Genomic DNA, 13,273 nt, shown 5'->3' on the forward strand with positions numbered 1-13,273 from the left:
GTGAAGGAGCTTGTAAACGCACTGCATACAGAAGCGAAAGTGATTTAACAAACAAGACAGGAGGGGACGAACATGGCAAAAAAAGTATTGGTGTTAGGGGAAGTACGTGACGGGGCGCTCAGAAACGTGTCCTTTGAAGCGATTGCCGCTGGAAAGAAAGTCGCAGAAGGCGGAGAAGTGATTGGGGTGCTGATCGGCGATTCGGTGAGCGGGCTGGCCGATCCGCTGATTCATTACGGAGCGGACCGCGTCGTGACAGTGGAAGGTGAAAAATTAGCACAGTACACATCGGACGGCTATTCGCAGGCACTGCTTGCGGTCGTCGATCAGGAAAACCCAGAAGGCATTGTCTTCGGACATACAGCTTTAGGAAAAGACTTATCGCCGAAGATTGCTTCCCGTCTTGGCGCCGGACTCATTTCTGATGCGACAACAGTCGAAGAAGAAAACGGCGAAGTCGTGTTCACACGCCCGATTTATTCCGGAAAAGCGTTCGAAAAGAAAAAAGTGAGTGACGGTCTTGTGTTTGCGACAGTCCGTCCGAATAATATCGCGCCGCTTGCGAAAGACGAATCCCGTTCAGGCGGCGTGTCTTCTATACAAGTGGACATTAAAGACATCCGCACGATCATCCAGGAAGTCGTCCGCAAAACAGCGGAAGGCGTAGATTTATCCGAAGCGAAAGTCATTATCGCCGGCGGCCGCGGCGTGAAAAGCGAAGAAGGCTTTAAGCCGCTGCAGGAGCTGGCTAGTGTGCTTGGCGGTGCGGTCGGTGCGTCCCGCGGGGCGTGTGATGCCGACTACTGCGATTACTCGCTGCAAATTGGGCAGACAGGAAAAGTGGTGACGCCAGATCTTTATATCGCTTGCGGCATTTCCGGTGCGATCCAGCATTTAGCGGGCATGTCGAACTCGAAAGTGATTGTCGCGATCAATAAAGATCCAGAAGCGAGTATTTTCAGCGTGGCGGATTACGGCATCGTCGGCGACTTGTTTGAAGTCGTGCCGCTGCTGACAGAAGAATTTAAAAAATTAAAAGTAACTTCTTCATAAGCTGTACGTTAAAAAGCTGATGCCGGGTGCATCAGCTTTTTGCTTGTGCGGGATTCAGGGAAAGTTTGCATTCATTCAGGAAAACCACTTCAATCCTGAACAAACAACCTCTCAATTAATAAGAGTAAATGAAATGAAAAAGGGAAAAGTAGAGTGTGAAGCAAAAAAATAGCATCGTCCATCAAACGGTGCTATACTGACCATAGTATATTGTAATTATAGGAGGTTTTTTGAATGGCAATTGTAAAAGCGACTGACCAAAACTTTTCAGATGAAACAACAAGCGGCCTTGTGCTGGCAGACTTCTGGGCTCCGTGGTGCGGACCTTGTAAAATGATCGCTCCTGTATTGGAAGAGCTCGATGCAGAATTGGCGGACAAAGTGAAAATTGTCAAAATTGACGTGGATGAAAACCAGGAAACAGCTGGAAAATATGGTGTGATGAGCATTCCGACACTTATTTTATTCAAAGACGGCGAGCCTGTTGATAAAGTTATTGGCTTCCAACCAAAAGAAGCTTTGGCTGAACTAGTAAACAAACACGCTTAATTAAATGCGGGAAAACCGTCTTCTGCCACAGGCAGAAGACGGTTTTTTGTACGAAAACAAATTTGAGCTGGGAACGGACGTTTTAACCAATAATGAAGCTATTGTCCGGGAGGTGGGAAAATGAATCTGAATATCAAAAACAAGCTGGCGCTGCTCCCGGACCAACCGGGCTGTTATTTAATGAAAGATCGGCAAGGCACAGTTATTTATGTCGGCAAAGCAAAGGTGTTGAAAAATCGTGTCCGTTCTTATTTTACCGGTTCACATGATGCGAAAACACAGCGTCTTGTCGGGGAAATAGAAGACTTTGAATACATTATTACTTCATCTGCTCTCGAAGCATTAATTCTTGAATTAAATTTAATCAAAAAGCATGATCCAAAATACAACATTATGCTGAAGGATGACAAAAGCTATCCGTTTATTAAACTGACAGCTGAAAGACACCCGCGGCTGATCATTACCCGGAAAGTAAAAAAAGACAAAGCGAAATATTTTGGCCCGTACCCGAATGCTTATGCAGCCAATGAAACGAAAAAACTGCTTGACCGATTATATCCGCTCAGAAAATGCTTGAATCTGCCGGATAGAGTATGCCTTTATTACCATATGGGGCAGTGTCTCGCTCCGTGTGTAAAAGAAGTAACGGAAGAGCAGTACCGGGAAATGACGAATGAAATAACTCGCTTTTTAAATGGGGGCCACCAGCAGGTAAAAGAACAGCTGACGGCAAAAATGCACGAAGCGGCGGAAAATCTTGAATTTGAGCGGGCGAAAGAATTCCGCGATCAAATCACTCATATTGAAGCAACGATGGAAAAGCAGAAAATCAATACGACCGATTTTACGGACCGTGATGTGTTCGGTTATGCTGTTGATAAAGGCTGGATGTGTGTGCAAGTGTTTTTTGTCCGCCAGGGAAAACTGATTGAGCGCGACGTTTCTCTGTTTCCTATCTACGATGAGCCGGAAGAAGAATTTTTAACTTTTCTCGGCCAATTTTACGATCAGCCGAACCACTTTAAGCCGAAAGAAGTTTTACTGCCGGCAAATGTGGATGAATCTCTTGCTGAGCAGCTGATCGAAGTAAAAATGCTTAAGCCGCAGAAAGGAAAAAAGAAAGATCTCGTCAAACTGGCGGTAAGTAATGCTGAGGCTGCACTGACAGAAAAGTTCGCACTGATTGAGCGCGATGAAGAACGGTCGATTAAAGCAGTAGAGCAGCTTGGCCGAAAGATGAATATTCATGTACCGCTCCGGATTGATGCATTTGACAACTCGAATATTCAAGGAACAGATCCGGTATCGGCAATGATTGTGTTTATTGACGGCAAACCGGCAAAAAAAGAATACCGCAAATTTAAAATTAAAACCGTGCAGGGGCCGGACGACTATGGATCCATGAGAGAAGTCATCCGCCGCCGCTACAGCCGCGTGCTCAAAGAGGAACTGCCGCTGCCGGACTTAATCATCATTGATGGCGGCAAAGGACAGATCGAGGCAGCAAAAGATATCCTCATAAATGAGCTGAATTTAGACATTCCGGTTGCCGGCCTTGCGAAAGATGACAAGCACCGAACATCGCAGCTGCTGTATGGCACGCCGCTTGAAATCGTGCCGCTTCCGCATAACAGCCAGGAGTTTTACTTGCTGCAGCGTATCCAGGATGAAGTTCACCGCTTTGCGATCACGTTTCACCGTCAGCTCCGCGGAAAAAGCGCTTTTCAATCGATTTTGGATGACATCGCCGGAGTGGGGCCCAAGCGGAAAAAACAGCTGTTGAAGCATTTTGGATCAGTGAAAAAACTGAAGGAAGCGACAATGGAAGAGCTGAGATCGATCGGTATTCCGGAGAAAACAGCTGCAGAAATTATCGGGCAGCTGCAAGAAAAGCCCGACAAGTAAAGAAAAGCGCAAGCGCCTTGATCAGCCTTAGGCAAAAATGTTCTTTCACCAATGTCTAGCTGCGCCTCCTTGGAGCTCGAGGTCATATGCCAGCCCGACTGCATGGCTGAAAAACACCATTTCGTCAGCCTGTCATATGCTTGTCGCCCCAGAACAGTCGGCTCCGCTTTTCTATAAAGAAGTCCGCCTTTTGACTTCATTGGTGAAAGGTTATTTGACCTCGAGGGGCTAGGCGCTGGAGCTGGACAAAAGAAAAGCGCAAGGCGCCTGCCTATTAAGGAACGCAGACTAAATTCGCCACTTCCTGTGGCAACGTCTGCATGACCCGCTTCCTGCGGGCCTCAAGCATAAGACGAGCCGGCTGGAAGGTTGTTCTTTAACCTTCTGGACGGATTGGCTAGACCATAGAGATGGCACCTGGAGCTGGACAACAAAAAAGGAGCTGGTAAAAATCAGCTCCTTTTAATGTTTAGCTCACTATTCCCATTTGACGGTCAATAAGACTTTTTTCGACCGTTTTTGCACATCAATCACTGATTCAGCTCCTGTTTGTTCCTGCAAGGCAATCTGTTCCGCTAAAAATCCGCTCTCAAGCGTAAATGATGGCTCTGACTGAACAGAAAACCTTCTTTCGATAAACGGACCGCTCAGTTCAAATATCTTTTCACGCTTTGCTTCTTTCAAAAGAGCAAGAGTGCCCCAGCCGGCTTCGTGGAAAAAGGAAAAGAGGTCTTCAGCGCTTCCGCACGGGAATTTTCTGGCAAGTGATTTTCCTGCCCAATAGAGAATCGAAACGCCTTCTTTGCCGAGCACGTCTGTTAACAAGGCGTCTCTGATTAATTCATAACCAAAAACGGGCACTGCAAGACCCTCTGTTTCTTGTTTGTCGAGTTGATTCGTCAATATTATCCCCACTTTCTGTTATCCATTATATACAACTGCTGAAAGAGAAAAAAGAAGTTTGTAAGGTTGATATACTAAAATAATAAAATTGAAAATAAAGGTGAAAATACTGAAGGATCGTTCACTTCCTTTAGCTTTTTTACAATACAAAAAGATGTATAAGCATTCTTGACGCTTCTGAGGGATGAGAGTAAAATGGTCTTGTCACATAATTGTTATAAAACGAAGCGTTGACGAAACTTTGAAAAATTTGTCGGATGCTTCAAGATTAAGGGGGGTAAAACATGGCTGACAACCGAGAGTTTTTTTATCGCAGGCTGCACTCATTGCTTGGTGTCATACCTGTAGGATTGTTTCTAGTGCAACATTTGGTCGTAAACCACTTTGCAACAAGAGGCGAGGAAGCATTTAATAACGCTTCTCATTTTATGGAGAATTTGCCATTCCGTTATTTGTTGGAAGCGTTTATCATTTTCCTGCCGCTATTATTCCATGCCATTTATGGATTGTACATTGCGTTTACAGCAAAAAATAACGCAGGCAGATACGGATTCTTCCGAAACTGGATGTTCTTCCTGCAGCGTGTGTCCGGCGTGATCACACTTGTGTTCATCGCATGGCACGTATGGGAAACAAGAATCCAGGCAATGCTTGGCGCTAACGTGGACTATCAAATGATGGCGGATATATTCTCTAATCCGTTCATGATTGGCTTTTACATAGTGGGTGTCATTTCGACTGTATTCCATTTTGCCAATGGCTTATGGTCTTTCTGTGTAAGCTGGGGGATTACAATTTCTCCTCGTTCACAGCGCATCATGACGTTTGTCACGATGGGTATTTTCGTTGCGCTTTCAATCGTTGGTCTTCGCGCAATTTTTGCGTTCGTATAAGGTAATCATTGAAATAAGTTAAGTTCGGAATTGGGAGAAAAGGGAGTGAGTCTCAATGAGTAATGGAAGAGTTATCGTAGTCGGCGGCGGATTAGCCGGTTTAATGGCTACAATTAAAGCAGCGGAAGCAGGGACGCAAGTTGACCTGTTTTCATTAGTTCCGGTTAAGCGTTCTCACTCTGTGTGCGCACAGGGCGGTATTAACGGTGCGGTAAACACGAAAGGTGAAGGGGATTCGCCTTATATTCACTTTGATGATACGATTTACGGCGGGGATTTTTTAGCGAACCAGCCGCCGGTAAAAGCAATGACAGAAGCGGCTCCTGGCATCATTAATTTATTGGACCGTATGGGTGTAATGTTTAACCGTACACCTGAAGGGCTGCTTGACTTCCGTCGTTTTGGAGGCACACAGCATCACCGTACAGCGTTCGCTGGTGCGACAACAGGCCAGCAGCTTTTATATGCACTTGACGAGCAGGTGCGCCGCTTTGAAGTAGCAGGACTCGTTACGAAATATGAAGGCTGGGAATTCCTTGGAGCCATTGTCGATGACGAAGGCATTTGCCGCGGAATCGTTGGTCAAGATTTGCGCACGATGCAAATTCAATCATTCCCTGGCGACGCCGTTATTATGGCTACTGGAGGACCTGGTATTATTTTTGGAAAGTCAACGAACTCAGTCATTAACACAGGTTCAGCAGCTTCCATTGTGTACCAGCAAGGGGTTAACTATGCAAATGGTGAATTCATCCAAATTCACCCGACAGCCATTCCAGGCGATGACAAACTTCGTCTCATGAGTGAATCGGCACGTGGAGAAGGCGGACGTGTTTGGACGTATAAAGACGGAAAGCCTTGGTACTTCTTAGAAGAGAAATATCCGGCATACGGAAACCTTGTGCCGCGTGACATTGCCACACGTGAGATTTTCGATGTGTGTGTCAATCAGAAGCTTGGCATTAATGGTGAAAACATGGTTTATCTCGATCTTTCCCATAAAGATCCTCAAGAATTGGATATTAAGCTCGGCGGCATCATTGAAATTTATGAAAAATTCATGGGTGATGATCCACGTAAAGTACCGATGAAAATTTTCCCTGCTGTCCATTATTCTATGGGCGGATTATGGGTGGATTACGAGCAGCAGACGAACATTCCGGGCTTATTCGCAGCTGGTGAATGTGATTATTCCCAGCACGGAGCGAACCGCTTAGGGGCAAACTCGCTGCTTTCCGCAATCTACGGCGGAATGGTGGCAGGGCCGAATGCGGTGAAATACATCCATGGTTTGGAAAAATCAGCTGATGCGATTTCTTCCTCTGTTTTCGACAGACATGTGAAACAAGAAGAAACGAAATGGAACGACATTATGTCTCTTGACGGCAAAGAAAATGCCTACGTGCTTCACAAAGAACTTGGTGAATGGATGACAGCGAACGTTACAGTTGTCCGCTACAACGACAAGCTGCAAGAAACAGACAATAAAATTGTTGAGTTAATGGAGCGCTTCAAAAACATTAACATCAATGACACAGCGAAGTGGAGCAACCAGGGAGCTATGTTCACACGTCAGTTGAAAAACATGCTTCACTTGAGCCGCGTTATTACAATCGGTGCACTTAACCGTAACGAAAGCCGTGGCGCTCATTACAAACCGGACTTCCCAGACCGTAATGATGAAGACTTCTTGAAAACAACAATGGCGACATTTAAAGGCGAAGGCGAAGCACCTGGTTTCCATTACGAAGAAGTGGACATTTCCTTAATCCCTCCTCGTAAACGCGACTACTCTAAGAATAAGGAGGAGAAATAAAGATGAGTGAAAATAAAACTGTACGCTTTATTATTACTCGTCAAGACACGCTGGATTCGGCTCCGTATGAAGAAGAATTTGTTCTTCCATACCGTCCGAACATGAACGTTATTTCAGCGCTCATGGAAATTCAGCGTAACCCGGTCAATGCAAAAGGCGAAAAAACAACGCCGATTGCCTGGGATATGAACTGTCTTGAAGAAGTTTGCGGAGCTTGTTCAATGGTTATTAACGGTAAACCGAGACAATCATGTACAGCTTTAGTAGATAAGCTTGAACAGCCGGTCCGTCTCGCGCCGATGAGCACATTCCCTGTTATTCGTGATTTGCAAGTGGACCGCAGCCGCATGTTTGATTCATTGAAAAGAGTTAAAGCGTGGATTCCAATTGACGGTACTTATGATCTTGGCGCAGGTCCCCGCATGCCTGAAAGAAAGCGCCAATGGGCCTATGAATTATCAAAATGCATGACGTGTGGTGTTTGCCTCGAAGCATGCCCGAACGTTAACAGCAAATCTGATTTTATCGGCCCTCAGTCGCTTTCACAAGTTCGCTTATTCAATGCGCATCCAACGGGTGCCATGAATAAAGACGAGCGTCTTCATACTATTATGGGAGACGGCGGCCTTGCGAACTGCGGAAACTCACAAAACTGTGTGCAATCATGTCCAAAAGGTATTCCTTTAACGACATCTATTGCTGCATTAAACCGCGACACAACGATTCAGTCATTCCGCGATTTCTTCGGAAGCGACTATCAAGTAGATTAATAAATTTCAGCCTTCAGCTATCCGAGCTGGAGGCTGTTTTTTGTTGGGAAACGGAGGGGGAGAAGCGCTCATGAAGACATTTTCTCGCGTAAAATAAAATCATGAAGAAATTTCGCCCGGGCAGTTGTCAATTACTCATACCCTTACATATGATACCGTAACGGCCGTTCCGTTGATTAGGTGATCAGAAGCTGGCGGAAGCGAGGAGGGTACATGTCAAGTGAGGGAGAATCGCTTTGATCGTAAACCGCTATTAACGAAAAGAGAAAAAGAGGTATTTGAATTACTCGTAGAGGATCGAACAACAAGAGAAATTGCTGAAGAACTGTTTATCAGTGAAAAAACGGTCCGCAACCATATTTCTAATTCTATTCAAAAGCTTGGGGTGAAAGGACGATCACAGGCAATTATTGAATTGCTCAGAATGGGTGAATTGAAGCTTTAATAAAAACAGATGGCATGCCTTTGGCTGCCATCTGTTTTCCTGTACTTCCCTTGCATTTTTCGGCAAAAAAAGCGAAAATAATGAAGATGGCAGGACAGAAGCCCATCAATTTTTCGAAAAAGGGAACCGATGATTAAGGAGTGCTAACCGATGGCAGCAGATTTTGACGAATCGTTCGATTGTGTCGCTGATATTGAAAAAGAATTGCGGTACATAAATGGCATTATTAAACAAAAAGGCCGTGAAATATTAAATGATTACAAGATTACCCCGCCCCAGTTTATTGCGCTGCAGTGGCTGTTTGAAGAAGGGGATATGACGATTGGGGAACTATCTACTAAAATGTTTCTGGCTTTCAGTACAACAACGGACTTAATTGACCGCATGGAGCGAAATGAGCTCGTCGAACGAGTGAAAGATATGAATGACCGCCGGATTGTGCGCATTCATCTATTGAATGAAGGCGCAAGAATTATCGAAGAAGTGATCAAAAAACGCCAGCTGTATGTTCAGCGAGTTTTGCAGAATTTCAGTTCAGACGAAATACTATCTTTGAAAAGCAATCTGGAAAAAATGCATCAGGAAATGAAAGCAAAATGAGGCGAGAGCAATGAACAGACCGATTGGAGTCATTGATTCGGGAGTAGGCGGCCTGACTGTAGCGAAAGAGATCATGCGCCAGCTTCCGAATGAAACGATTTATTACACGGGAGATACAGCCCGCTGTCCTTACGGGCCGAGACCGGCAGAGGAAGTGAAGACATTCACATGGGAAATGACCCGGTTTTTAATAGAGAAAAAGATCAAGATGCTCGTCATTGCCTGCAACACAGCTACAGCTGTTGTGCTGGAAGAAATTCGATCGGCGCTTTCTATCCCGGTCATCGGTGTTATACACCCGGGGGCAAGAGCGGCTATTAAACAAACGAGAAACGACCAGATTGGCGTGCTCGGCACGATTGGAACGATTCGAAGCGGCGCTTATGAAGAAGCACTCACATCGATCAATAAAAAGGCGGCGGTGACAACGCTTGCCTGCCCGAAATTTGTGCCGCTCGTGGAAAGCGGGGAATATAAAAGCGCCATGGCTAAAAGAATCGTCGCTGAAACGCTGATGCCATTAAAAGGCACGAAGATTGATACAGTTATTTTAGGGTGCACGCACTATCCGCTGCTTGAACCAGTTATAGCGAATACACTTGGCGATCAAGTGCAGATTATTAGTTCTGGTGAAGAAACCGCCCGTGAAGCCAGTGCAATTTTGGATTATAAGCAGCTGCTGGCAAAAGAAACCCTGCGTCTTCCCCATCTTTTTTATACGACAGGTTCACGGGATTTATTTTATGAAATTGCTTCCGATTGGCTGCAAGACAAAAACATTCACATTGAAGCGATCCGCTTAGAGGGCTAAGCGGATTTTTTTTATCTTTATTTGAAGAGACAGAAGATTTGTCCAAGCTAGTTCTAAGTTTTCGAAACGCCCGTATATTTAGTACAAATAGCTTTAGGAGGGGTAGTTATGCGAAAAAAGAAAACGGCGGCGGTAGCAGCCATTCTGATTTCTTCTGTTTATACAGCCGGCTGCGGATTGTGGCCTGATGAAAAAAAAGAGAAAATTGATCCCCCGCAGTCCGTCGTTTATACGGACAGCCTAGCTGGCAGTGAAGAACAGAAGGCTGCACAAAATAAAAATGTAGTGATGACGGAACTGTACTTAATTGATAAAAATGGCTATGTCGTTTCTAAGACGATGCCCCTTTCAAATACAAAAAGTTTGGCCAAGCAGGCGCTTGAACATCTTGTGGCTGAGGGGCCGATTTCCAATTTAATGCCTAATGGATTCCGGGCTGTGCTGCCGGCTGGAACACAAGTGAAAAGTGTGAACATTGAAGATGGTACGGCAACTGTAGACTTTTCCCCGGAATTTAAAGAATATGAGAAAGCGGATGAAGCGAGAATTGTTCAGTCCATCACGTGGACATTGACGCAGTTCGATTCAGTCAAGCGAGTAAAAATGCAAGTGAACGGTCATCCGCTGACCGAAATGCCGATTGGGAAAATGGCGCTGGATGAAGAAGGTATGACCCGCCAGGCCGGCATTAATATGGATGCATCCGGCACGGTGGATCTCGCAGATACAAGGCCCGTGACGGTGTATTACATGGCCCAGCAGGGAGAAAGCTATTATTACGTACCTGTCACGAAGCGCGTCAGTAACAAGGAAGAAGACCAAATTACCGCTGTTGTCAAAGAACTGGCTAAGGGACCAAGAGCAGGCTCGGGGCTTGTGACAGAATTTTTGCCGGAAGCTGAGCTGTTAGAGAAGCCGGTCATTAAAGACGGCCGGGTGACGCTGAATTTTAATGAAGCAGTTCTCGGGAGCTTTGAAAGTAAAATGGTGTCCGAGCATGTGTTGAAATCTCTCGCTTTATCTTTAACGGAAAGCGGACAAATCGAGAGTCTGGCCATTCAAGTCGGCGGCAGCTCGAACATTACGACCGAACAAGGAGAGCCGCTCAGCAGCTCGGTGACCCGGCCGGAGGTAGTGAATCCAATCGATTTGTGAAAGCGTTCATTTGATGAAATGGAGCAGATTTGCCGATAATACTTCCTATCAGATCATCTATCTAATCATCCGGCCATTGGGCGATTAGATAAATGATTTCTTTTTATGCAGAGGAGAAAAGATGCTACTATAAGAAGATACGCGGGATAAATAGGGACCACGGAGGGAATTAACATGAGGTTTGACGGAAGAGAAGCACATGAACTGAGAAATGTAAAAATTGAAACCAATTATTTAAAACATCCGGAAGGGTCGGTATTGATTCAAGTCGGTGACACGAAAGTCATTTGCACAGCAAGCATTGAAGACCGAGTGCCTCCGTTTATGAGAGGAAGCGGCAAAGGCTGGATTTCAGCGGAGTATTCGATGCTGCCGCGGGCAACGGGGCAAAGAAATATCCGGGAGTCTTCAAAAGGTAAAGTGTCGGGAAGAACGATGGAAATCCAGCGGCTGATCGGACGCGCCCTTAGAGCCGTAGTAGATTTAGAAGCGATCGGCGAGCGGACAGTCTGGATCGACTGCGATGTAATTCAAGCGGACGGCGGCACGCGGACCGCTTCTATCACTGGTGCTTTCGTGGCGCTGACGTTTGCACTTAATAAACTGTTTGAGGAAAAAGAATGGCCATCATTCCCAGTTACTGACTTTTTAGCTGCGACAAGCGTTGGAGTCGTCAAAGAACATGGCGCCGTGTTAGACTTGAACTACATAGAAGACAGCCAGGCAGAAGTGGACATGAACGTTGTCATGACCGGAGCGAACGAGTTTGTCGAGCTGCAGGGAACAGGAGAAGAAGCGACATTTTCCATAAACGATTTGCAGCGACTCCTAGAACTCGCTCAATTAGGCGTCACCGGCCTATTTGCTATTCAAGCGGCTGCGCTTGGCGAAATCGCCGAAAAAATCGGTAAGTAACCAAAAAGGGGAAACGATATGAAGACTGTGATTATCGCGACAAAAAATAAAGGGAAAGCAAAAGAGTTCACGAGTTTGTTTGCGGATTACGGAATTGAAGTGAAGACGCTGCTCGATTATCCGTTATTCGAGGATGTCGAAGAAACGGGAGAAACATTTGAAGAAAATGCGGTGTTAAAAGCAGAAACGATTTCTGCTCAAACCGGGCAGCTCGTCATTGCGGATGATTCCGGTTTAATGATCGATGCACTTGACGGCCGTCCGGGCGTTTATTCCGCCCGTTACGCCGGTGAAGAAAAAGACGATAAAGCAAACATTGAAAAAGTGCTCCATGAACTTAAAGGCACTCCGGCAGATGAACGGACAGCCCGCTTTTACTGTGCCTTGGCGATCGCCCGTCCTGGAAAAGAAACGGTGACCGTATCGGGAGTGTGTGAAGGAATAATAACGGAAGAAAAGCAGGGGACGAACGGTTTTGGCTACGATCCAATCTTTTGGGTGGAGCAATTCGGGAAAACGATGGCGGAACTTCAGCCGGATGAGAAAAACAGCATTAGCCATCGCGGCCAGGCGATCAAAAAATTAGACAACATGCTGCCGGATTTGATAGGCGGTGAAACAGAGTGAAGGTATTGGTAGTCAGCGACAGCCATGGCTGGAGCGAAATTTTAACAGAATTGAAAGAGCGCTACGAAAAAGAAGTGGACGTGATGGTTCATTGCGGCGATTCCGAGCTTTCAGATGACGACCCGGCGATTGCCGGTTACATTGTCGTCAGAGGAAATTGTGATACGGAAGATGAGTTTCCGTACGATGTCGTCGAAGGCGTGGGCGGCAGAAGAATATTCGTCACTCATGGCCATCGCTACGATGTTAAACTGTCGCTCATGAAGTTAAAATATAAAGCGCAAGAATACGGGGCTGATTTCGTCTTTTTCGGCCACTCCCACCTGCTTGGGGCGGAAAAAATCGATGACGCCATTTTCTTAAACCCCGGCAGCATCACGTTGCCGCGCGGGCGACGGGAGAAAACCTATGCTATCGTCGAGGTGGACAAGCAACAGGCCGCCGTTCGGTTTTTTGATGACAGGCATCAGGAACTTACGGAACTGAGCCATACATTTATGTTATGAAGAAAGAGCGGCTGGCCGCTCTTTCTTCCACTTCTTGTTAGATGTTTGCAGCAATAAAAATAAAAGAAGAAAAAATTCTCAAAAACCCGTTGACATTATTCGGCTGAATTGTTAATATAAAAAATGTCTTACATAACTTGTTCAAATGCTGATGAAAACAGAGAATGAGTTAAAACATGTCCCAGTAGCTCAGTTGGATAGAGCATACGCCTTCTAAGCGTACGGTCGGGAGTTCGAATCTCTCCTGGGACGCCATACATAACGAACCAACCTTTCAGGCAATCGCCTGGAAGGTTTTTTTCTTTGCTTTTTTTTTCAAAACAGA

At 45.7% G+C, this 13,273-nt stretch carries 14 protein-coding genes and 1 tRNA gene; 14 read left to right on the top strand and 1 reads right to left on the bottom strand.

What is annotated here, in order from left to right; all coding sequences use genetic code 11:
* The first annotated feature begins 72 nt into the window (after window positions 1-72).
* The 3 genes from F9802_RS00005 to uvrC all read left to right on the top strand — a co-directional run bounded on the left by F9802_RS00005 (window position 73) and on the right by uvrC (window position 3,507).
* A complete protein-coding gene (locus F9802_RS00005; protein WP_152149106.1) occupies window positions 73-1,053 on the top strand; it encodes an electron transfer flavoprotein subunit alpha/FixB family protein in 981 nt (326 codons plus the stop codon).
* A 234-nt stretch (window positions 1,054-1,287) separates the two neighbouring features.
* Complete coding sequence (trxA, locus tag F9802_RS00010) at window positions 1,288-1,602, top strand: thioredoxin (RefSeq protein ID WP_152149107.1); 315 nt, start codon at window positions 1,288-1,290, stop codon at window positions 1,600-1,602.
* A gap of 120 nt (window positions 1,603-1,722) precedes the next feature.
* On the top strand, window positions 1,723-3,507 hold the full coding sequence (gene uvrC / locus F9802_RS00015) for an excinuclease ABC subunit UvrC (protein ID WP_152149108.1): 1,785 nt from the start codon (window positions 1,723-1,725) through the stop codon (window positions 3,505-3,507).
* Between the two features lie 477 nt (window positions 3,508-3,984).
* On the opposite strand, the gene F9802_RS00020 is transcribed toward uvrC, so the two are convergent.
* Entirely contained in the window at window positions 3,985-4,410 is a 426-nt protein-coding gene (locus F9802_RS00020; protein ID WP_152149109.1) for a YslB family protein, read from the bottom strand.
* A gap of 284 nt (window positions 4,411-4,694) precedes the next feature.
* On the opposite strand from F9802_RS00020, the gene F9802_RS00025 reads away from it, so the two are divergent.
* The 11 genes from F9802_RS00025 to F9802_RS00075 all read left to right on the top strand — a co-directional run bounded on the left by F9802_RS00025 (window position 4,695) and on the right by F9802_RS00075 (window position 13,203).
* Entirely contained in the window at window positions 4,695-5,303 is a 609-nt protein-coding gene (locus F9802_RS00025; protein ID WP_152149110.1) for a succinate dehydrogenase cytochrome b558 subunit, read from the top strand.
* A 55-nt stretch (window positions 5,304-5,358) separates the two neighbouring features.
* Window positions 5,359-7,119, top strand: a complete 1,761-nt coding sequence (gene sdhA / locus F9802_RS00030) for a succinate dehydrogenase flavoprotein subunit (protein WP_152149111.1) — start codon at window positions 5,359-5,361, stop codon at window positions 7,117-7,119.
* Between the two features lie 2 nt (window positions 7,120-7,121).
* Window positions 7,122-7,889, top strand: a complete 768-nt coding sequence (gene sdhB / locus F9802_RS00035; RefSeq protein ID WP_152149112.1) for a succinate dehydrogenase iron-sulfur subunit — start codon at window positions 7,122-7,124, stop codon at window positions 7,887-7,889.
* A 220-nt stretch (window positions 7,890-8,109) separates the two neighbouring features.
* A complete protein-coding gene (locus F9802_RS00040) occupies window positions 8,110-8,334 on the top strand; it encodes a helix-turn-helix domain-containing protein (protein ID WP_152149113.1) in 225 nt (74 codons plus the stop codon).
* 150 nt (window positions 8,335-8,484) lie between these two features.
* A complete protein-coding gene (locus tag F9802_RS00045) occupies window positions 8,485-8,934 on the top strand; it encodes a MarR family winged helix-turn-helix transcriptional regulator (protein WP_152149114.1) in 450 nt (149 codons plus the stop codon).
* Window positions 8,935-8,944: 10 nt separating this feature from the next.
* Entirely contained in the window at window positions 8,945-9,745 is an 801-nt protein-coding gene (gene racE, locus F9802_RS00050; RefSeq protein WP_152149115.1) for a glutamate racemase, read from the top strand.
* A gap of 108 nt (window positions 9,746-9,853) precedes the next feature.
* On the top strand, window positions 9,854-10,900 hold the full coding sequence (locus F9802_RS00055; RefSeq protein WP_152149116.1) for a GerMN domain-containing protein: 1,047 nt from the start codon (window positions 9,854-9,856) through the stop codon (window positions 10,898-10,900).
* A gap of 174 nt (window positions 10,901-11,074) precedes the next feature.
* The gene (gene rph, locus F9802_RS00060; protein WP_152149117.1) at window positions 11,075-11,815 is read left to right on the top strand and encodes a ribonuclease PH; all 741 of its coding nucleotides are present in this window, start codon (window positions 11,075-11,077) and stop codon (window positions 11,813-11,815) included.
* A gap of 18 nt (window positions 11,816-11,833) precedes the next feature.
* A complete protein-coding gene (locus F9802_RS00065) occupies window positions 11,834-12,442 on the top strand; it encodes an XTP/dITP diphosphatase (RefSeq protein WP_152149118.1) in 609 nt (202 codons plus the stop codon).
* Window positions 12,439-12,948, top strand: coding sequence for a metallophosphoesterase (locus F9802_RS00070; protein ID WP_152149119.1), 510 nt, complete (start codon window positions 12,439-12,441; stop codon window positions 12,946-12,948). Before F9802_RS00065 ends, F9802_RS00070 begins: the two co-directional genes overlap by 4 nt.
* Window positions 12,949-13,126: 178 nt before the next feature.
* Window positions 13,127-13,203 (top strand) — tRNA-Arg (locus tag F9802_RS00075).
* Window positions 13,204-13,273 lie beyond the last annotated feature (70 nt).

This window comes from Bacillus aerolatus, from assembly GCF_009183655.1.
Classification (GTDB): Bacteria; Bacillota; Bacilli; order Bacillales; family Domibacillaceae; genus Pseudobacillus; species Pseudobacillus aerolatus.